We start from the raw sequence: 20804 nt of genomic DNA, 5'->3' as shown, positions 1-20804 counted from the left end.
AGGGGGGCTAAAAGCAGCTTAAATACTACCATGGCCGAGACCGGGTGCCCGGGAAGGCCAATCAGCAGGCCGGCCTGACCAGGAGCTTGCTTCCGGGGAGCAGCAGCAATGGTGGGCTTGCCCGGGTGAATGGCTAAGCCTTCAAACAGGATACCTCCGCCGGTAAGCTCATCTAAGACCTGATAAGTCCAGTCCCTGGTGCCCACCGAGCTGCCCCCGGACAGCAGGACCAGATGGTTTTCCAAGCTAGCCTGGCCTACAGCTTGGGCCAGGGCTTCTCGGCTATCGCCGACGATGCCGTAAAACTTAGGGATCCCGCCCCCGGCCTGGACCAAGCCGGCCAGCACATAGGAATTGAGCTCCCGCACCTGGCCGGGGCCAGGAGCCCGATCCGGGGTCACCAGCTCATCACCCGTGGAAATGATTCCCACCCGGGGGAAAGCCCGTACTTGCACCGAGGTAACCCCGCAGGCAGCCAAGAGCCCTAGGTCTTGCGGCCGCAACCGGTGGCCCGTCTCAAACAGTACTTGGCCCATCTCCGCATCTTCGCCCCTGGCAATTACGTTTTCTCCGGGAGCAACTGGCCGCAGGACTGCAATTTGGCCACCCTCCATAGGCTCGGTGTGTTCTACCATCACTACTGCGTCCGCCCCGGCCGGAAGCATGCCCCCGGTGGCTATAGCCGCCGCCACCGGCTCGTTTCCTGCCAAGGCAAAGGCTGGCTTCTCCCCCATGCTCACCCGCCCCACCAAAGTGAGGTAGGCGGGCAGGGATTCGCTGGCCCCAAAGGTATCCCGAGCCCGCACCGCAAAGCCGTCCACCGTAGCCCGATCAAAACCGGGAACCGCATCCTGGGCCCGGGCCGGCAAAGCCAGCACCCGGCGCCAAGCCTGGGCAAGGGGTACGGTCTCAACTTCAACCTTAGGCCAATGCTGAGCAATGAGTTTGGCGCCCTCCTCTAAAGTCACTAGTCGGCTCAATTCCTGGCCCATGATCTAGAAGCACCCCAACTGGCAGGACACGATCTTGATCTTAAGCTCGTTGCAAGCATCCCCGATTTGCCTTAAAGGGATACCTCTCTCTTTCGATAGCTCATGGGCCCGAAGGCAGGATAGCTTACCGTCCACGGCGGCTTTCTGGACTGCTTCCAGAATCTCTGCCCAAGGCTTTTCCATAATAAGCCCCCCACCGGTGCATTCTAAGACGCTTCCGAAACATTTCCCATGCCGGGGCGCTGGCGACGGCGAAAGACTGGCCTCGCCAGCGATCCGTATGGCTCCCCCTCACCCTTCGGCGGGGTTCCCGGTCAATTCGACCTCCTGTCTCAAGAGGCCGGCCTCGGACGTCCTGTCCTCGGCCCCGCCTCCGGGCTCGGTCTCGCCAACGGCTCGCAGGGCTCGCCCAAAGTCGCCTTACGCCAGCATCCCCGGCATTTTCATGCTTCTTTCGGATGCACCCATTCTAACAAATCTATTTGTTATGTTCGCCAAGGCCTAACGCTTTCCTGCCTCAGCTACCGAAAATGACCGCCCCAACCCCAAGCCTACTTGAGCTGGTGGGGGCAAAGTTAAGGGTAACCTCCGGGCAACTGAAGGCATATCTTAAAAAGAGCGAAACCTCAAAGAAGGTGGGTCTATGCGGCTAGCCTTAGTGTTAGGCGGAGGAGGCATGAAGGGCGCCGCCCACATCGGCATCATCCAAGGCCTTGAGGAACGGGGCATAAGGCCCGATTTGATCGTCGGCACCAGCGCTGGCAGCATAGTTGGCTGCCTTTACGCTTCTGGCATGGGCACCGCTCAGCTGGTCAACCTCTACGCCAACGCCCAGCCCGATCGGGTGGCAGATTATGACCGCAAGTGGGCGGCAGTAGCGACCCAGCCGGTGCTGATGCGCCTTCTGCGCTGGCCGCTGGGCTTATTAAAAGGGAACAAGGTGGAGGCGGTCTTTTTCCGGCTCCTGGGCGACAAGACCTTCGACCAGCTCACCATGCCTTGCGCTGCCGTAGCCGTCGACATCAACAGCGGGGAAATGGTGGTCTTTGCTCCCGGCCAGCTGGTATCCAGCCGGAGGCATTACCTGCCCCCGGAGGTAGTTTTTATTACCAGGGCCCGGGTGGCTGAAGCCATCCGCGCCAGCATCAGCATTCCCGGACTGTTTGCTCCCAAGGAAATGCAGGGGCGGATGCTGGTTGACGGCGGCTTAGTTGACAATACTCCGGCCGACGTGGCTCGCTGGTTGGGGGCGGAAAAGGTAATTGCCGTCGACCTAGGGTTTCAGGCCCGGCTCAAACCGGCCGACAATATCCTGGAGGTCCTGATCCAGTCGGCCGACGTTATGGGCCGGCGGATCACGGAAATAGTTACCGGGACTTATGCCGACCTGGTGCTCAGGCCCATTAGCGAACCGGTATCCTTGTGGGAGTTCGGCAAGGTACCCGCCTTGGTCGAAGCCGGCCGCTCAGAAGTAGAGCGCCGCTGGAGCGAGATCGAAGCATGTTTGTAAGCTAAGGTCCCCAGCCCCATCCTCCGGATAAGCTACCTACGCTTAGCTTGCCTTAGCTTTGGGCTTTAACTAATTTTTTCCAGCCGCACCGCGCAGACCTTGAGCTCAGGAATCTTGGCCTTGGGATCCCGGGCATCATTGGTCAGCTCATTAATGGGCGCCTCGAAGAAATGGAAGGTGCCGAATACGGTTTGCGGCGGCACCCGATCGGTGACCTGCACTGCCACCTCGATCCGCCCCCGCCTGGATATTACCCGCACCCGTTCCCCATCGAGAATGCCAAGGCGGCCAGCATCCGCTGGGTTGATCTCCAGCCGCTCCTCGGGGAGGATCTTTTCTAGGCCCTCCACCCGCCGGGACATGGTACCGGTATGATAATGGAACAGCCGCCGGCCGGTGGTAAGCACCAAGGGATATTCGGCATCCGGCTCTTCGTCGGGCGGCACATATTCCACCGGGACAAACAAGCCCAAACCCCGGGCAAACCCTTGCTGGTGCAAGACCTTAGTGCCCGGATGCCCGAGGTGTGGGCAAGGCCACTGCAAGCTGCCCTGGTCCAAGCGCTCATAGGTGATGCCACCATAGCTAGGCGTCAATGAGGCGATTTCCTCCATAATGGCTGCCGGGTGCGGATAGCTCATGGGGTAGCCCATGGCGGTAGCCAGGGCACAGACTATCTGCCAATCGGGCCAGCTCTTGCCTACCGGTTCGATGGCCTTGCGCACCCGCTGCACCCGCCGCTCGGTATTGGTAAAGGTTCCGTCCTTTTCCGCAAAGCTGGCGGCGGGGAATACTACCTGAGCAAAGCGGGCGGTCTCGGTCAAAAACAGGTCCTGGACCACCAAGAACTCCAGCCGGCTCAGGGCCTCCTTGACATGGTTGGAGTTGGGATCGCTGATCACCGGGTTTTCGCCCACGATGTACATGGCTTTTACCCGGCCCTCGTAGGCAGCATCCATCATTTCCCCCACGGTAAGCCCGGGCTTATCCGGAAGCTTCACCCCCCAGGCCTCCTCAAAGCGGCCTCGGACCGCGGCATTGGTTACCGGCTGATAAGCGGTTAGCACATTGGGCAAAGCTCCCATGTCACAGGCGCCCTGGACATTATTTTGGCCTCTGAGGGGGTTGACTCCAGCATTCTCCTTGCCCACATGACCGGTGAGCATGGCCAGGTTGGCAATGGCCAGGACGTTATCGGTGCCGCAAATGTGCTGGGTAACTCCCATGGTGTAAAGGATAGTAGCTTTCTCGGTGCGGGCGTATTCCTTGGCCACTTGCCGCACCAGCTCCGGCTCCACCCCGGTGACCTCCTGTACCGCCTCGGGGGTGTACTTCTTAATAACTTCGCAAAACTCCTCAAACCCCTCGGTGCGGCTGGCTACATAGTCTTGATCCCAAAGCTTGTTGGCCACGATCACCTGGGCCATGGCATTGAGAAGGGCTAGGTCCGATCCTGGCCGGTGCTGGATGTGGATATGGGCCATTTGGGCCATTTCCGTCTTACGAGGATCCATCACCACCAGCTTAGCTCCGCGGGATAGGGCCTTGCGCACCTTGAGGCTGATGATGGGGTGGGTCTCGGTGGTGTTGGTGCCGATGGCCAAGATGAAATCGGCCCCAGCTATCTCTTCGATGGGATTGGTCATGGCTCCGCTGCCGAAAGCTGTCGCCAGACCGGCGACGGTGGCCGAGTGTCAAAGCCGGGCGCAATGGTCAACGTTGTTGGTGCCCAGCACCGCCCGGGTGAATTTTTGTACTAGGTAATTTTCTTCGTTGGTACAACGGGCCGAACTTAAGACCGCCAAGGCATCGGAGCCATAGCTATCCCGTACCCTGGCTAATCCTTGAGCAGCGCACTGGAGAGCCTCCTCCCAGCTAACCGGCACCAGCTCGCCGTTCTTGCGCACCAGCGGCTGGGTTAAGCGATCGGGGTGGTGGATGAACCGGTAGCCGAAGCGCCCCTTGGCGCACAGAGCCCGGCCATTGACCTCAGCATCGGCGGCCGAAGTAATGCCTATCACCCGGCCATCCTTAACGTTGAGATCGAAGCTACAGCCGGTGCCACAGTAGGTGCAGACGGTGCGCACCTTGTTGACCTCCCAACGCCGGCCTTGACCGCGCATATCCCGCTCGGTCAGGGCTCCCACCGGGCAGACGGAGACGCAGCTGCCGCAGAAGACACAGCCCGCCTCCTCCATCGGCAGCTCCATGGCCGGCAGCACCTGGGTGGCAAAGCCGCGATAGGCAAAGCCCAACACTGCCCGGCCCTGAACCTCCTCGCACACCCGGATGCACTTGCCGCAAAGAATGCATTTGTTATTATCGCGGACAATGAAGGGATTGTCCTCAATGGGGTCATAGTGATGGCGCTCACCGGTGAAGGTTGAGCCGCGAACGCCGTAGCGATAGGCATATTCTTGCAGCTTACACTCCCCGGCCTTTTCGCAAGTTAAGCAGTCCAGAGGATGGTTGGCCAACAGCAGTTCCAAGTTCACCTTCCGAGCCTCCACCACCGCCTCCGACTCCGTATCTACCTTCATCCCCTCTGCCACCTGGGTGACACAAGCGGCCGGCAGGTTGCGGAAGCCTTCGATCTCCACCACGCAGAGTCGGCAGGCCCCAGGCCGCGATAGCTCAGGATCGTAGCACAAGGTCGGTATATCGATGCCCGCCGCCTGGGCCGCCTCCAGAACTGTAGCCCCGGCCGGGACCACTATTTCCTGGCCATTGATGCTAAGGCGCACTTGAGCACCAGCTTCCACTACCATTCACCCCTTTTTCCATAATGAAGCTTCCCAAACCTATCCCGTATCGCAGCGCTGGCACCGGCGAAGGACTAGCCTTGCCAGCGATCCGTATGGCTCCTCCTAGCCCTTGGTCAGCCCCTAAATTGCTCCCGGACGAGAAAGCAGTCTGTCCAGGAGGGGAGCTAGGCCTAATGCCTCCTCCCAGCTAACTTCCACCAGCTGGCCATCCTTTCTTACCACCGGCCGGGCCGGGACCTCCGGGTTATAAATGAGCTCCAGTCCTAGCCGCCCCTTTAGGCACAAGGGCCGGCCTGGACCTGGCGACTTGGGTACCACCGCTACCACCGGCCCGGACTTGGTCCCGGTAGCACCGGCAATACCGGCGGCGCCGGCAGAGGCGGCAGCACCGGCGCCACCGGCCCCACCGGTGGCGCCGGCGGCATTAAACTGCTGTCCACCCTTGCCGGCCGGGGTTTTCCGGCGGTACACCCAGAACCGGCAGCCGCTATCGCAAAAGGTGCAGGTCACCTCTTCTTTTTGCATCTCCCAGCGCCGCCCTCGCCCCACCAGTTCCCGGCTCATCAAGGCGCCCACCGGGCAGACCGCCACGCAGGCCTGGCAGAAAACGCAATCAGAATCGGCTAAGGGCTCATCAAAGGCGGTTGTCACCTTGGTATTAAAGCCGCGATTGCTAAAGTTCAAGATGTGAAGTCCGCGGATCTCGGCGCAGGCGCGCACGCACTTGCCACAAAGGATGCACTTGTTGTTATCCCGGACAATATAAGGATTGGTATCATCCAAGGGGAAATCATGGACTTCCCCTGAAAGGTTCCCGCCCCGCACCTGGTATTGGTAAGCATAGTCCTGAAGCAGGCATTCTCCACTCTTGTCGCAGGTGAGGCAATCGGCCGGATGGCTAGCCAAGAGGAGCTCGAGGATGGTCCGCCGGGCTTCCACCACCGCCGGAGATTCGGTTTCCACTACCATCCCCTCGGCAGCCTCCAGCGCGCAGGCAGCTGGCAAGTTGCGCATCCCCGCCACCTCTACCACGCACATCCGGCAGGCGGAAAACGAGCTCAAAGCAGGATCGTGGCACAGGGTGGGAATACGGATGCCAAGCTCCTGGGCTGCTTCCAGCACCGTGGTTCCTGGCTCCACCGAGGTGCGGATGCCATTTATGGTTAAGGTAATGCCCAAACTAGGCTCCCTCCTTTAGCAGGCTGGCAGAAGGGATACGATCCACCTTGATGATGGCGCCCCGCCGGCACTTCTCCACGCAGGTTCCGCAGTGGGTACATTTTTCGGGATCGATACGGTGGACCTCCTTGACCTTGCCGGTAATGGCCCCCGAAGGGCAGTTGCGCAGGCAGCGGGTGCAGCCATCGCATTTTTGCGGATCAATAGCATAGATAAAGAAGGCAGTACAGGCTTGGGCCGGGCACCTTTTTTCTTGTACATGGGCTTCATACTCGTGCCGGAAGTAGCGGAGAGTAGTGAGAACCGGGTTGGGCGCGGTCTGCCCCAGCCCACACAGGGCAGTAGCCTTCACCACTTTGGCCAGCCGCTCCAGGGTGGGGATATCCTCCGGCCGGCCTTGCCCTTGGCAGATGCGGGTCAGGATCTCCAGCATCCGCTTGGTTCCCTCCCGACAAGGGGTGCACTTGCCGCAGGATTCCTTGGTGGTAAAGTTCAAGAAGAACCGGGCTACGTCCACCATGCAGGTAGTTTCGTCCATCACCACCAACCCGCCTGAGCCCATCATGGCCCCGGCCTGGATCAGGGAATCATAGTCTACCGCCAGGTCCAAAAGGTCGGTGGGGAGGCAGCCCCCCGAGGGCCCGCCGATCTGCACCGCTTTGAACTGCTTGTCGTTCTGAATGCCGCCAGCAATATCAAAGATGATCTCCCGCATGCTGATGCCCATGGGGACTTCCGCCAGCCCGGTCCGCTTAACCTTGCCGGTAATGGCAAATACCTTGGTCCCCTTGCTCTTGGGTGTCCCCACCGAGGCAAAGTTGAGCCCGCCCATCAGGATCAGATGGGGAACATTGGCATAGGTCTCCACGTTGTTGATGTTGGTAGGCTTACCCCAGAGGCCTTTATTGGCCGGAAAGGGTGGCCGTACCCGGGGCATCCCCCGCTCGCCCTCAATGGAAGCCAAGAGCGCCGTCTCTTCCCCACAGACGAAGGCGCCCGCCACTTCCTTGATGTGAACGACAAAATTGAAGCCCGAGCCCAAGATGTTCTCGCCCAAAAAGCCCCATTCCTCAGCCTGGGCAATGGCCCGGCGCAGCCTCTTTACCGCCAAGGGATATTCGGCCCGGACGTAGATGTATCCTTCGTCGGCGCCGATGGCATAGCCAGCAATAATCATTCCTTCCAGGACGGCGTGGGGGTCGCCCTCCAGCACGCTCCGGTCCATAAAGGCGCCCGGATCACCTTCGTCGGCATTACAGACGATGTACTTCTTGTCCCCCTGGGCCCGCCGGGTGAATTCCCACTTCATCCCGGTGGGGAAGCCGCCCCCGCCCCGGCCCCGCAGGCCGGAGCGCTTTACTTCAGCAATTACGTCCTCAGGCTCCAGCTCGGCAATTGCTTTTTCCAAGGCCAAGTAACCGTCGGTGGCCAGGTATTCCTCGATGCTATCGGGGTTGATGCGGCCGCAGCGCCTGAGCACCCCCCGGGACTGCTTGGCAAAGAAAGGCAGCTCGGAAAGATGGGGGATGCCGGGAACCAGGCGCTGGGGAGGGCCTTCCTGGGCTACGGCTAGCTCCATCACCGGCTGCCCGGCCAAGACGTGCTTTTCCACCAGGGCCGGAACGTCCTTAGCCTTAACATTGCCATAAATGATCTTGGGGCCATCCGGAAGGGTAATTTCTACATTGACTTCAGCATGGCACATCCCCAAGCAACTGGTATAAGTTAAGTCCCAATCCAGGGAACGGGCTTGGCCTTGGTCAACTAATGCCTGCATTACCTCGCCTGCCCCAGCAGCTATGCCGCAGGTACCCATACCCACCACTACCCGGGGCCGGTAAGGTTCATGGCTGTAGAGCAGCATCAGCTCTTTTCGCTTCTTCTCGAAGCTTTCAATCGACTCTAACCTTTCCACCAGTCTCCCCCCTACTGGTACTGATCGAGAATCTTGGGAACCAGATCTGGAGTCAGCCGCCCATGGGCATGGTCGTTAACCATCATGATGGGTGAAAGCCCGCAGGCACCCAGGCAAGCTACCGGTTCCAGGGTAAAGCGCAAATCGGGAGTGGTCTCACCTTCTGCCACACCGATGACTTCCTTGACCCGCTGGAGAATCTTCTCTCCGCCCCGAACGTGGCAGGCAGTCCCCAGGCAAACCCGGATGATGTAGCGCCCCCGGGGTTTGAGGTGGAACTGGGCATAAAAGGTAGCCACCCCGTACACCTTGCTCAAGGGGACTTTCAGCTCCAAGCTAATCCGGCGCAATACCTCCCGGGGCAGATACCCATAGATATCTTGGGCTGCCTGCAGCACTGGGATCAGGGCTCCCCGGCTGCCCCGGTACTGAGCCAAAACTTGTTCTAACGCTTGCTCCTCCGCCACTACCATAACCTCCTCGCCAAAACCATTTCTTTTCACCGAGCGGTTGGCCCCCACTCCAAAACCCTTGCGCGAAGTCACCTAAAGCTCCACCTCGGCCTCCGGTGACGGGTAAAGCGGCTGGCTTCGGCTCCAGGATTCCTCGGCAGCAGGCTTGCCCGGGCTTGGGTTGGCATGTCGCCTGGCTAGCCGCTTCCCACTCCCTAGCCCAGATGATACTGCCCTCCAACACTCAACCGTGGGCTCACTGCGGTACGCCAAGGCTTTTGCTTTCACGCCAGGCCGATGGGGCACTCCTCGTTAGCTTCTTGGCCCGAAAATGCCGCTCTCAGTGATGACCAGGTTCACCGGCCGGTCGCGTTCTTCGCAGGGAAGCTCATCCACCACTTGCAGGCTAAAGGCTACCCCCACCGATACAGAACCTTGGCCTAGGCGCAATAAAAAGCGGTCATAGTACCCGCCCCCGTATCCCAGCCGGTAACCCCGGCGATCAAAAGCTACCCCCGGCACTATCACCAGGTCGATGGCCTGGGGATCCAGGGGCCGCAGAGCTTCGGGCTTGGGTTCGGGGATACCCCAGGTGCCAGGCGCCAGATCGCCCGGAAAATCCAGTAACTGGCTAGCGATGAGTTGGCGCCGAGCCTTCGAGCACAGGGGAACCGCCACCCGCTTGCCTTGAGCCAAGGCTTCCCTGATAATGATTTCCGTCCGTACTTCATTTCTGAAAGCTACGTAGGTCATTATGGTTTGCGCCCGGCGGTAGGCGGCTAAGTTCAAAACTTCACGAGCTATGGCGGAGCTTTTTTGGGCCACCGCCTGGGCAGGCATGGCTTCCCTTAGCTGCAGAAGCCGCTGGCGCAATTCTTGCTTGGCTACGTTTCCCGTCTCCTTCACTACCTTTGCCAATATTGATATTAGTGCAAAAAATCACAGTATATGTGTTATGGTTAGACATCGGCAGCCAGATTCCTGCTAAAATTCCCATGCCAATCAACAACTAGAAAAATATCCGAAGCTTGTTGCCAGCCGCCATTAGCGGCCTTAATCATGCCCAGCTGGAGGTGATGGCAGGAGCTGGAAGTCTTGGAATCACTGGGTAATTAACAATCTACTAACTTTTTCTTAACCTCCGAAGCCCTTGGCCGACAAGTTATGCACAGTTTTTTCCCCATTATCCACAGCCATCCCCAGGAAGTTGTCCACAAAATCCTGAGGCGGCATCCAGGTTGGGCACAGCGTTGAGATTGAGGGGAGCTTGGTCCCCGGCCAGAAGCTGATAATAGCCTGCACAGGCGATCATGGCAGCGTTGTCGGTGCAATAGATGGGGTCAGGTGCAAGGACCTGAATTCCCTGCTTACCGCCCTCGGCCACCAACTTTTGTCGCAGAGCTTGGTTGGAAGCCACCCCGCCAGCCACCAGGATGGTTTTCGCCTGGTACTGCTGGGCCGCCCGAATGCTTTTAGTAACCAGCACTTCAAAAACGGCTTCTTGAAAGCTGGCCGCCAAGTCGGCCAACCGCTTTTCCGTCTTGGGCAGGCTCATAAGCTGGCGAATAACCGCCGTCTTCAGGCCGCTGAAACTAAAATCCAAACTTCCTTCCCCCAGCCACGCTCGGGGAAAGTCGAAGGCGTGCGGGTCGCCGTCCCGGGCCAGGGATTCGATCTGCGGGCCACCGGGATAGCCCAGGCCCAAGGCCCTGGCCACCTTGTCTAAAGCCTCGCCGGCAGCATCGTCGCGGGAACGGCCCAAGATCTTTATGGAGCCATGGTTTTCCAAGTAGGCCAAAGTGGTATGGCCACCGGAAGCAATCAGCACCACCAAGGGAGGCTCGAGATCAGGGAACTGGAGAAAGCCAGCGTAAAGGTGACCGCGAATGTGGTTCACCCCGATAAGCGGGATGCCCAAACTGTAGGCTAGGCCTTTGGCGGCCGAAAGCCCTACCAGAAGCGCCCCTACCAGCCCAGGGCCATACGTTACCGCCACGGCTTCAAGCTCAGAAAACGCTACCTTGGCTTCCTGCATGGCCTGGGCAACCACCGGGGAGATAAACTCCAGATGCTTGCGGGAAGCGATTTCTGGCACTACGCCTCCAAAAAGCTGGTGCACATCGAGCTGGGAAGCAATGACGTTGGAGTGCACCCGGCGGCCATCCTCCACCACCGCGGCCGCAGTCTCATCGCAAGAACTCTCAATTCCTAGGATTAACAACTAATCGCCTCCGAAGGATATCGTCTCTCAAGATTGGCTCATGGCCGCAGTTCCTTCGCTCCGTAGCCCTTCGCGGATCCGCGTAGGTCCATCGCCGGCTGTGGCGCCCAGCACCAAACGGTGTCGTTACAAGCCTCTGGCACAGGCCATGGCTGGGTGCTGGGTAAACCGCTTAGACCTTCATGTCCAGGGCAGCTCACTGACCGCCAGCGCCGTGAGCGGCTCCCCCAAGTTGGCTCCCAGAAAGTAGCTTAGGCTCGCTCCTGGCCCACTTGGGGCAAGCCGAGGTAGCGCCACATGATGATGGCATCTTCTTGGGTATCGGTATAATAGCCTTTGCGGACGCCGGTGGGGACAAAACCCAGGCTGCGGTACAGGCTTTGGGCTATGTAATTGGAGGGCCTTACCTCCAGAGTAATCTTATCCGCGCCCAGATAAGCTGCCTTCTGCATCAGAGTAATCAGCATAGCTTTTCCCAGCTTGAGGCTTCGATGCTCAGGGCTAACCGCAATGTTGGTGATATGGGCTTCATCCAGGATCACCCACATGCCCCCATAGGCGGCCACCCGCCCGTTATAAAGGCCAACATAGTAATGGGCAAAGCGATTGTCGCGAATCTCCCCCAGGAAGGCATATTTCGACCAAGGAGTAGGAAATGAGGCCCGCTCAATGGCCAGCACCTCGTCCAGATGCTCCACCCGCATAGGCTCAATATAGTACTCGCGACACTTAGTGCCCAACCTTTTTCCCCCTAACGGCTGGCCAACTTCTCTTCGGCGGAGGAGCGCATGATATAAAGGGGCGCCAGGCGGTAGAGGTCATCACCCTCGCCCCGGGCAAGCTTGGCCCAGGCTAGCTGAATTACCTGGGTCGCTCGCGGATACATTTGTTCCGGCCGGCCCCAGCCTAAAGAAGGGCCAACCAGCTCTTGAGCCGGTTTAAGATAATCCGGGGGAACATCGCCCAAGGCCAGTATCCTTGCGTCCCTGGCACCTTGGCCGCTAGTCCCATGGTCTTGGCCCCAAACCTCAAGCTGGTGCTTAAGCCAAGGGCCCAGGGCCTCCACCTTGAAGCTCCGATAATCGGTGAGGCGCCGCTGCCCCGCCGAGGAACCGGGGCCCAGGCCGGTCTGATATAGGGCCGTGTAAACCTGCTTTTGCCGGGCATAAAGCAGGGGCAATACCAGCCCGTCAAACCCGGCCGCATTGGCCGCCAGGACATCTAAGGTAGGCACCCCCACGATGGGCTTGCCAAGGGCTTGACATAGTCCCTTAGCAGTAGCCATGCCGATCCTTAGGCCGGTAAAGGAGCCAGGTCCAGCGGAGACCGCCACCGCGCCAATTTCCGCCATACTCACCCCCGCCCATTTCAACGCCTGGTCGATCAGGGGCAGGAGGCGCACTGCATGGCGGCCATCAGTATTCAGGTAAAGCTCTACCACCACCTGCCCGGCCTCGGCTATAGCCACGCTTAAGGCTTTGGTGGCGGTATCAAGCCCCAGCACCAGCAAAGCGCCTCAGCTCCTCCACCATCGCCGCATAGCGCCCGCCCTGGGGATAAAACTTGAGCTGGCGCTGGTTTTCGTCCTGGCCATAGGTAATAGCAATTCGCAAGTGGGCTTCCGGCACAAACGGCCCCAGCTTTTCGGCCCATTCCACCACTGCCACCGCATCTTGCTCCAAATACTCGTCTAAGCCCACCTCGGCCATCGCCGAAGGATCATCCAAGCGATATAAGTCCAAATGGTAAAGGGAAAGCCGCCCCCGATATTCGTGGGCCAAAGTAAAGGAAGGGCTGGTAACTGGCCCTTCCACTCCCAAGCCGTCGGCCATCCCTTGGGTAAAGGTGGTCTTGCCAGCCCCCAGCTCCCCTTCCAGCAATACCACATCCCCCGGCGCCAAGAGCGCCGCCAGCCTCCGCCCCCAGCAGCGGGTGGCTTCGGGGCTATCAGTTACCACGGTCAAAGGTTCTCCCACCCGTCCCATCTGCCTACCGCCAACACAGTTTCTAAACTAGGCTGCTTGGGTTCCTGCTCGCTCCCCAGCCCCGCCTTGGCCCGAGCGGCCTTACCCAAACAGGCTCAGCTGCTCGGCTACCTCGACCCGGTACTGGTCGCGCACTTTCTGAAAGTCTTCCCAGACCGGCTTCTTTTTAGACGCGTCCCGAAGCAGAGCCGCCGGGTGAAAAGTGGCCATCATCTTGATGCCATTCCTTTCCACCCATTTGCCCCGATCCTTGGTGATCTGAGCATAAGGGTTGATCAAAGTCTTAAGCGCCAAATTGCCCAGACAAAGAATTATGCGAGGCTTAATCAACTGGATTTGGGCATCCAGGTAGGGGCGGCACTTGGCCACCTCCTCGGCGTTGGGAAAGCGGTTTCCGGGCGGCCGGCACTTTATCACATTGCCGATGAAGACCTCCTCCCGGGAAAACCCTGCTGCCGCTAAAATCCGATCCAGGAGCTGGCCGGCCGCCCCCACAAAGGGCCGGCCCTCAATATCTTCCTGAGCCCCTGGGGCTTCTCCTACCAGCATCAGCCGAGCCTCTGGGTTTCCCTCCCCAAAAACCACTTGGCGGCAACCTGAACGCAGGTCACAGCGGCTGCATTTTAAGCATTCGGCCTTTAATTCCTCCAAGGTTGCATATGCCACCGCCATCACCCCTTGGGCCTGAAAACTTAACCCCTATTGTTTTCGTTAGCCAAAAAGGAAATCCTCTAACATTTTTCCATTTCCTTACCTAAGTATTCGCCCACGATCTTCATGGCGCAGTAATCGCCGCACATGGAGCAAGCCTCGGCCTGTTCAGGGTTTCTCGACCCTCTCAGCTCGCGAGCTCGCTTGGGATCGATGGCCAGATCGATTTGGGCCTCCCAGTCCAAAGCCTTGCGGGCCCGGGCCATCTGCTGGTCCCATTCCCAGGCTCCTTTTACCCCTTTGACCAGATCGCCAGCGTGGCCTGCCAAACGGGCCGCTATTACCCCGGCCCGCACATCTTCCTCCCGCGGCAGGCCCAGGTGTTCAGCTGGAGTCACGTAGCAGATAAAATCGGCTCCGGCCGCTGCCGCTTGGGCAGCCCCGATGGCAGAAGTGATGTGGTCATAGCCCGGAGCTACATCAGTTACCAGCGGCCCCAGCACGTAGAAGGGGGCCCCATGGCAAAGGCGCTTCTCTAGAAGGATGTTGGCAGCAATCTGATCCAGGGGCACATGCCCCGGTCCCTCTACCATGGCCTGTACTCCTGCTGCCCGGGCACGATCTACTAGTTCGCCTAGAATGATTAGCTCCTGCACTTGAGCCCGGTCGGTAGCATCGGCCAAACACCCAGGTCGCAAGCCATCGCCTAGGCTCAAAGTAACATCGTATTGCCGACAAATCTCTAACAACCGATCAAATTGTTCGTAGAGGGGGTTTTCCTTCTGGTTGTGGAGCATCCAGCCCGTGAGGAAGGCCCCGCCCCGGCTAACGATATCGGCCAGCCGGCCCTCCCGCTGCAGGCGCTCCACCGTCTCCCGAGTCACTCCGCAATGGACGGTTATAAAATCCACTCCATCTTGGGCATGCTGGAGGATAACCCGGAATAGGTCTTCCGGCTCCATGGCCACCAAGGAGCCCCGGTTTTTAATGGCCTCCACCGCTGCCTGGTAAATGGGAACCGTGCCCAGGGCTACCGGGCAAGCCTCCAAGATTCGCCGCCGGTTGGCGTTGAGGTCGCCACCGGTGCTGAGGTCCATCACCGCATCGGTCCCAGCTTCTAAAGCTACCTTAAGCTTGGCCATTTCTACTTCCAAGTCGGGGTAATCGCTGGAGGTGCCGATGTTGGCATTTACCTTGGTACGCAAACCCTTGCCTATTCCTACCGGCTTTAGTCCCCGGTGGTTAACGTTGGCCGGGATCACCACCTGGCCTTCCGCCACCAGCTGGCGGATGGTTTCGGGGGTCAACCCCTCCTCGGCTGCTACCTTTTCCATCTCTTGAGTAATGATGCCCTTCTTGGCCTGTTCCAATTGGGTCATGAGTTTTGCCTCGCTTCCTGGATAACTTGAGCTAAGTCCCGGGCCGCCTTCTCTATGTCGGGGGCACTTACCACCGCCGAAAGCACCGACAAGCAATCGGCTCCTGCTGCCAGTACCGCAGCCGCATTATCGCGGTTAATGCCGCCGATGGCTACTATGGGCAAATCGGCCAGTTCCGGTACCTGGCGCAGCCGCCGGATGCCCTCGGGGCCAACCGGCAGCCGATCGGTAGGCTTAGAGGTGGTGGCGTAAACGTAGACCCCCACATAGTCAGCTCCGTCCCGCTTGGCCTCTAAAGCCAGCTCGGCATCGCCTATAACCGAGACCCCGATGATGGCATCGGGTCCAAGAAGCTTTCGGGCTACAGCGGCCGGCATATCGCTCTGTCCCAGATGAACTCCATCGGCAGAAACTGCCATGGCTATGTCCACCCGGTCATCGATAATCAAGAGCGCTCCATATCGGCGGGTCAGCTCCCGAGCCACTTGGGCCCGCCGGAGCAGCTCTCGGGTATCCAAATTCTTTTCCCGGAGCTGGATCACCCCTGCGCCCCCGGCCAGAGCCTTTTCCACCACCTCTTCCACCGGCCTTCCTTTAGCCAAATCGCTGGTAACGATAACGTAGAGCCCCCACCCCTGTACTTCCTTCCGCGTCCGCATCTTTTGCCTCTCCCCTCTTTCTAAATATGTTAATCTCTGCCAGCTGGTCCGCTGTTCCCTTGCTCCACCTCGGCCCTGGCCGCCGCTGTGGTGTCCAGCACTCAATTTGCCTATCCCGCCTATCCGGTGTTGCCCAGCCATGCCAGGCCAGCCCTACTAAGTCCTAGCTGCCTGCCGATTGAGTGCTGGATCGCTTCCGGACCAGCGCCCCAGCACGCCCTACGTGCCTTTTTCATGCTTGGTTTGCGGCTGGCCGCATGGGGCAGTCCATAGCAATTAAATAAGGCCACCCCGTTTCCACGGAGTGACCCTAAATGCAAGCTCGATTAAGGTCAACCACTCCCTACGCTGGCATTACCCAGATCAGGTGTTAGGGGTTGGCCAAAGCTCGCGCTGGCCTCTCAGCACCCAAAGGGCACCCCCGTGGCAATAAGCAAGGTTACTAATTAAGCTGTTTGACCTCTGGCTGCCCCCATGCAGGCTTTGGTAAACCGCAAAAACAATTCCTGCGCACAAGGATCCCGCTCCCACATGCACTCCGGGTGCCACTGCACCCCCAAGAGGAACCGGTGCTTTGTGGACTCGATGGCTTCGATGACCCCGTCCGGGGCCCAAGCGCTGGCTCTGAAGCCCGGGGCCAGGTTCTTTACCGCCTGGTGGTGGAAGCTATTTACCCGGCGCTCAGCTAACGGGTAGGCCTCGGCCAGGAGCGTTCCCTTCTCGATTCGCACCGAATGGGTGGGATACCAGCGCGGGGCTTCCTGCATGTGTTTTACGGCAGAGCCAACCTCTTTTAAATCTTGGTAGATATCGCCCCCCAGGGCAATATTGATTACCTGCATTCCCCGGCAGATGCCCAATACCGGGAGATCCCGGTCTTGGGCCGCTTGCACCAGCTGAATTTCCAACTGGTCGCGCTCAGGGAAGATGGCGCCGCTCCCCGGCTTGGGCTCCTGGCCAAAGCGAAGCGGATCGACATCGCCCCCGCCGGGCAGGAGCAAACCGTCTATGTACTCCAGGTAGCTGGCCGCCGCCTCATTGTCATCGCTGGCCGGTAAAAGTATTGGCAGACCGCCGCCGCTAATCACCGCCTCCACATAAGCCCGGCTGATGGCGATCTTCCCTTCCCAATCGGGACCAACTACTATGCCTATTTTGGGCCTGACCCAATCCTCACCGCTTGAGCTAGAAATTGGTTTCGCCCTCTTTCGCCACCGCTAACCTTTTCCCAGAGACCTATTATACCAGTGCTCTATAATTCTACCAAGCCAACGCTAATCTCGATGGCCCGATTTACCTTTTTCATGATTTCATCATCCAAAGTAGTTACCTTTTGCCGTAACCGGCTTTTATCGATGGTGCGTATCTGTTCGGCCAGGATGACGGAATCGCGGTCCAGGTGGCTTCGTTTAGCATCAACTTCGACATGGGTGGGCAATTTGGCCTTGGAGATTTGAGAGGTGATCGCCAAAACAATGGTGGTCGGGCTGAACTGGTTGCCAATATCGTTTTGAATTATGAGCACGGGCCTGGTGCCTCCCTGCTCCGATCCTACCACCGGATTCAGCTCGGCATAAAAGACGTCCCCTCGCTTCACCTGCATCCTATTTGCACTCCATCAATTTGCCATCATAATAACCCTGAGCCTCGTTTTCCACTTCATAGCTTTCCCGAGCCAAAGCCAAGTTGATTTGCGCCATTTCCTGGTAACCGCGCTTCATCTGCTCCCTAAGCACACGCCGTTTCCGCTCCAAGAGATAGTTTAACATGGCCTCCCGGATAAATTCGCTGCGATTGCGGTGCTCAGAAATCACCAAATCGTCAACTTCCTCAAGGAGCGTTTCTGGCAGGCTTATCATGATGCGCTTAAGGCCGGGCAAAGACCGCACCCCCTCGATTGGTTACCTTAGCTATCCTTACCAACAGCTATACCAACATTATAGCTGCCGGGCACTCATCCTGCAACGCCTAGAGCTGGCTCGAAATCTGGTAACATTCTCCTTGGGCCCAAACATAGCGCCTAGGCACCCGGCGGCCAACGGCACACAGGAGTTCATAACTAATGGTGCCAATCCGCTCCGCCAACTCTTCCGTGGACAGCACCGTTTTTCCCTGGCGGCCAAATAATACTGCTTCATCCCCTACCCGGGCCTGGGGACAACTGGTGGCATCCACCATGATCTGATCCATGCATACCCGGCCAATCACCGGGCAGCGCCTTCCCCGGATGATGACCTCACCGCAGTTGGAGAAGGATCGAAAGTAACCATCGGCGTACCCAACCGGCAGAGTAGCCACCAGGGTAGGCTTACTGGTGTAATAAGTCCGGCCGTAGCTTACCGGCCAACCGGCCGGAAGCTCCTTTAGGTGGACGATCTGGGTCTTAAAGCTCATGGCCGGGAGCAGAGTAACGTCGTTCCGCCTGGTAGCCGGGCTAGGAAAATGGCCATACAGGGATACTCCCAGCCGTACCAGATCTAGGTGAGTTTCCGGCATGGTGAGGATAGCCGCGCTGCTAGCTGCGTGCCGGAGTCCCACCTCCACCCCCCGGGATCGGATGGCCTCCAGCATCTGGTGAAAGCGCTGCAACTGCTCTTGGGTAAAAGTTTTGTCTTCGTCATCAGCGCTGGAGAAATGAGTGAAGGTACCCTCGATGGCGATGCCGGGTAGGGAAGCAATCCGCTCGATCTCCTTCACCGCTTCCGCGGTAGGCAAAAAACCGATACGCCCCATGCCGGTATCGAGCTTAATGTGAATTTTGGCCGGGCGGCCTAGCTTCACCGCAGCTCGGGAAAGCGCCTCCGCCTGGCTCCGGGTCCAGACTGCCTGAGAAAGACCTAAGCTGACGATGGCCTCGGCCTCATCCGCCGGCGAATACCCCAGGATCAGGATGGGTGCCTGGATCCCAGCTTGGCGAAGCTCCTCCGCCTCCTCGAAAATCGCCACCCCTAGCCAGCTGGCCCCGTGCTCCAGGGCCACCCGGCTTACCTCCACCGCCCCGTGCCCGTAAGCATTGGCTTTAACTACCGCCATGATCTGGGTGGGGCGGGTAACAACCCGGCGGATTTCTTTAATGTTGTTGGCAATGGCGGCTAGGTCAATTTCCGCCCAGACCGGTCGCGGCAACCTCTTCACCTTCCAGCTGCTTTAGTATCTCGGCTACTCCCATCATTAAATCCCCGGCCACCAAGCCCCGCTGGCCCAGGCGCCCCGCCATCAGATCTCCGGCCGCTCCATGGACGAAAACTCCTAGGCAGGCAGCTTCAGCCGGAGCCAAGCCTTGGGCGATAAAGGCGGCAATGGCCCCAGTCAGGACATCGCCGCTGCCGGCGGTGCCCATGCCCGGGTTGCCGGTAGGGTTGATATAAGTAGGCCCGCCCGGAACCGCCACGATGGTCTTAGCTCCCTTGAGCACTACGATGGCGTTCCAGGCCCGGGCAGCATTTTCAGCGATTTCCAGCCGGTTGGACTGGACTTTGTCGGTGGTGCTTCCCCAAAGCCGGGCCATTTCTCCCGGATGGGGAGTGAGCACCGGCGGCATTTTAGCTTGGCGCAAAACATCGGTATGGCCTACCAAGGCATTCAACCCATCGGCATCAATAACCAGCGGCAGCTGGGCCCGGCCCACCAACCCTCGCACCAAGGCCTGGCTGGAGGGATCGCGGCCTAGCCCTGGCCCTACGGCCAGGACCGACATCTTGCTGGCCATGGCTAGAATAGTCTCTAAAGCTTGCTCGCTGATTCCCCGGCTCGGTGTTTCCGGTAGGGGCCGTGTAAGCACTTCGGTAGTCTTAATCTCTAGGATCGGGTGTAGCGGTGCTGGTACCGCAGCCGTAGTCATACCCGCCCCTGCCCTCAGCGCTGCTTCTCCAGCCATTACCACCGCGCCGGTCATGCCTTCCGAGCCGCCAACTACCAGCACGTGGCCATAAGTGCCCTTGTGGCCGCTCACTTCCCGCCGCTTTACTCGCCGCCGGCACCATTCCCAGGTCAGGAGCTGGCGACCAATATCCTCGCGCCCCAGCAAAGAAGCAGGAATGGAAATGTCGGCTACGGTTATGCGCCCAGCGTAGCTTGCCCCCGGCTCCAAGTATAGCCCTAGCTTGGGTAGGGCAAAGGTGACGGTTTCCTGGGCACGGATGCAGGGTCCGTAGACCTTCCCGGTATCGGCCTCCAACCCCGAAGGCAAGTCCGCGGCTATGACCGGCTTAGCAAACTCGTTTATCATCTGAATGGTTTGGCCGGTGAGGCCGGCGGCTTGGCCCCGGAAGCCGGTGCCGTAAATGGCATCAATTACGATTTCCGCTCGCATCAGCGCTACCTGGACTTTTTGTAGCTCCCGGTCGCCGGTAATCTCATAAATCTTGGCGCCCATGCTACTAAGAGCAGAAAAATTGGTGGCGGCATCGCCCCGCAGGTCCTGGCCCCGGGTTAAGAGAAAAACCTTAACTTCCGCCCCCCAGTTGATGAGGTGTCGGGCTGCCACTAGCCCATCGCCACCGTTGTTGCCTTTGCCGGAAAAGACCACCACATGGCGACCGACCACCCTGCCGCCCAGGCAGCGCTTTACCGCCTCGGCCAGCTGCCGGCCAGCGTTTTCCATCAATACGATGCTAGGGATATGAAAATCGGAGGAGGCCGTTTGGTCCAGCCGTCGCATCTCCTCAGCCGTAACTAGCTGCATATCCATTCCTCCAGCTTCTAAAGCCTATGCCCTCTCGCGCTTGGCTGTCCTCCGCTCCGCCCCATACTCAGGCCGAAAGTCCAGGCCCATCCCATAGCTACCCCTTCTCCGCCACCACCTGGGCCAGAGCCCGAGAGCGGTCGTGGGTGAGGCTCACATGCCACCTGGTTATGCCCAACCTAGCTGCTAAGTTGGCCATCTGCCCGCTGAGGCGGAGGGTTGGCTGCCCCCCGGGCGTCACCGCGATTTCAATCTCCCGCCAGCAAAATTGGCCCAAACCGAGGCCCAAAGCCTTGGCGGCGGCTTCCTTGGCGGCCCAACGGGCAGCCAAGTAAGACGCCGTGCATCCTTTGCCGGCCGCGTACTCACACGCGGCCCCAGTAAAAACCCGCTCCTTAAAGCGGCGCTCATG

At 59.3% G+C, this 20804-nt stretch carries 21 protein-coding genes and 1 riboswitch; of the genes, 1 reads left to right on the top strand and 20 read right to left on the bottom strand.

The genetic code is table 11. The features are described 5' to 3' along the window. A partial coding sequence (locus H5U02_08380; protein MBC7342449.1) for a molybdopterin molybdotransferase MoeA occupies window positions 1–992 on the bottom strand: 992 nt, incomplete at its 3' end. Window positions 993–995: 3 nt separating this feature from the next. After that, window positions 996–1175 (bottom strand): hypothetical protein, encoded by a 180-nt coding sequence (locus H5U02_08375; GenBank protein MBC7342448.1) that lies wholly within the window; start codon window positions 1173–1175, stop codon window positions 996–998. A 460-nt stretch (window positions 1176–1635) separates the two neighbouring features. Here H5U02_08375 and H5U02_08370 point away from each other — a divergent pair, with 460 nt between their 5' ends. Then, complete coding sequence (locus tag H5U02_08370) at window positions 1636–2502, top strand: patatin-like phospholipase family protein (protein ID MBC7342447.1); 867 nt, start codon at window positions 1636–1638, stop codon at window positions 2500–2502. 65 nt (window positions 2503–2567) lie between these two features. On the opposite strand, the gene fdhF is transcribed toward H5U02_08370, so the two are convergent. The 18 genes from fdhF to acpS form a co-directional block, all read right to left on the bottom strand. Beyond that, the gene (gene fdhF / locus H5U02_08365; GenBank protein MBC7342446.1) at window positions 2568–5270 is read right to left on the bottom strand and encodes a formate dehydrogenase subunit alpha; all 2703 of its coding nucleotides are present in this window, start codon (window positions 5268–5270) and stop codon (window positions 2568–2570) included. Between the two features lie 117 nt (window positions 5271–5387). Then, entirely contained in the window at window positions 5388–6446 is a 1059-nt protein-coding gene (locus H5U02_08360; GenBank protein MBC7342445.1) for a (2Fe-2S)-binding protein, read from the bottom strand. A 1-nt stretch (window position 6447) separates the two neighbouring features. Beyond that, window positions 6448–8310, bottom strand: a complete 1863-nt coding sequence (nuoF, locus tag H5U02_08355) for an NADH-quinone oxidoreductase subunit NuoF (protein MBC7342444.1) — start codon at window positions 8308–8310, stop codon at window positions 6448–6450. Window positions 8311–8372: 62 nt separating this feature from the next. Continuing rightward, window positions 8373–8834, bottom strand: coding sequence for an NADH-quinone oxidoreductase subunit NuoE (gene nuoE, locus H5U02_08350; GenBank protein MBC7342443.1), 462 nt, complete (start codon window positions 8832–8834; stop codon window positions 8373–8375). A 291-nt stretch (window positions 8835–9125) separates the two neighbouring features. Continuing rightward, entirely contained in the window at window positions 9126–9653 is a 528-nt protein-coding gene (locus tag H5U02_08345) for a 5-formyltetrahydrofolate cyclo-ligase (protein MBC7342442.1), read from the bottom strand. Window positions 9654–9996: 343 nt separating this feature from the next. Next, window positions 9997–11034: a tRNA (adenosine(37)-N6)-threonylcarbamoyltransferase complex transferase subunit TsaD gene (gene tsaD / locus H5U02_08340; GenBank protein ID MBC7342441.1), complete on the bottom strand. Its 1038-nt coding sequence runs from the start codon at window positions 11032–11034 to the stop codon at window positions 9997–9999. A gap of 251 nt (window positions 11035–11285) precedes the next feature. After that, complete coding sequence (rimI, locus tag H5U02_08335; protein ID MBC7342440.1) at window positions 11286–11738, bottom strand: ribosomal protein S18-alanine N-acetyltransferase; 453 nt, start codon at window positions 11736–11738, stop codon at window positions 11286–11288. 47 nt (window positions 11739–11785) lie between these two features. Further along, the gene (tsaB, locus tag H5U02_08330; protein ID MBC7342439.1) at window positions 11786–12544 is read right to left on the bottom strand and encodes a tRNA (adenosine(37)-N6)-threonylcarbamoyltransferase complex dimerization subunit type 1 TsaB; all 759 of its coding nucleotides are present in this window, start codon (window positions 12542–12544) and stop codon (window positions 11786–11788) included. After that, complete coding sequence (gene tsaE / locus H5U02_08325; protein MBC7342438.1) at window positions 12525–13019, bottom strand: tRNA (adenosine(37)-N6)-threonylcarbamoyltransferase complex ATPase subunit type 1 TsaE; 495 nt, start codon at window positions 13017–13019, stop codon at window positions 12525–12527. Before tsaE ends, tsaB begins: the two co-directional genes overlap by 20 nt. An 81-nt stretch (window positions 13020–13100) precedes the next feature. Then, a complete protein-coding gene (locus tag H5U02_08320; GenBank protein MBC7342437.1) occupies window positions 13101–13691 on the bottom strand; it encodes a uracil-DNA glycosylase in 591 nt (196 codons plus the stop codon). A gap of 59 nt (window positions 13692–13750) precedes the next feature. Continuing rightward, window positions 13751–15049 (bottom strand): phosphomethylpyrimidine synthase ThiC, encoded by a 1299-nt coding sequence (thiC, locus tag H5U02_08315; protein MBC7342436.1) that lies wholly within the window; start codon window positions 15047–15049, stop codon window positions 13751–13753. After that, window positions 15046–15708 carry a thiamine phosphate synthase gene (gene thiE, locus H5U02_08310; GenBank protein MBC7342435.1) on the bottom strand — a complete coding sequence of 221 codons (663 nt, stop codon included), beginning with the start codon at window positions 15706–15708 and terminating at the stop codon, window positions 15046–15048. Before thiE ends, thiC begins: the two co-directional genes overlap by 4 nt. A 323-nt stretch (window positions 15709–16031) precedes the next feature. Continuing rightward, a riboswitch (TPP riboswitch) is annotated at window positions 16032–16141 on the bottom strand. 13 nt (window positions 16142–16154) lie between these two features. Beyond that, window positions 16155–16862 carry a gamma-glutamyl-gamma-aminobutyrate hydrolase family protein gene (locus H5U02_08305; GenBank protein ID MBC7342434.1) on the bottom strand — a complete coding sequence of 236 codons (708 nt, stop codon included), beginning with the start codon at window positions 16860–16862 and terminating at the stop codon, window positions 16155–16157. Between the two features lie 98 nt (window positions 16863–16960). Beyond that, on the bottom strand, window positions 16961–17311 hold the full coding sequence (locus H5U02_08300; protein MBC7342433.1) for a type II toxin-antitoxin system PemK/MazF family toxin: 351 nt from the start codon (window positions 17309–17311) through the stop codon (window positions 16961–16963). A gap of 1 nt (window position 17312) precedes the next feature. Further along, window positions 17313–17588, bottom strand: a complete 276-nt coding sequence (locus H5U02_08295; protein ID MBC7342432.1) for a ribbon-helix-helix protein, CopG family — start codon at window positions 17586–17588, stop codon at window positions 17313–17315. Window positions 17589–17676: 88 nt separating this feature from the next. Continuing rightward, on the bottom strand, window positions 17677–18834 hold the full coding sequence (locus tag H5U02_08290) for an alanine racemase (protein MBC7342431.1): 1158 nt from the start codon (window positions 18832–18834) through the stop codon (window positions 17677–17679). Continuing rightward, window positions 18806–20392 (bottom strand): NAD(P)H-hydrate dehydratase, encoded by a 1587-nt coding sequence (locus H5U02_08285; GenBank protein ID MBC7342430.1) that lies wholly within the window; start codon window positions 20390–20392, stop codon window positions 18806–18808. Before H5U02_08285 ends, H5U02_08290 begins: the two co-directional genes overlap by 29 nt. Before the next feature lie 97 nt (window positions 20393–20489). Beyond that, the coding region (gene acpS / locus H5U02_08280; GenBank protein MBC7342429.1) for a holo-ACP synthase at window positions 20490–20804 on the bottom strand (315 nt) is incomplete at its 5' end.

This window comes from Clostridia bacterium, assembly GCA_014360065.1.
Taxonomy (GTDB): Bacteria; Bacillota; DSM-521; order Neomoorellales; family JACIYF01; genus JACIYF01.
The sequence above is the reverse complement of the archived record's forward strand: the minus strand, read 5'-3'. Positions and strand labels throughout refer to the sequence as shown.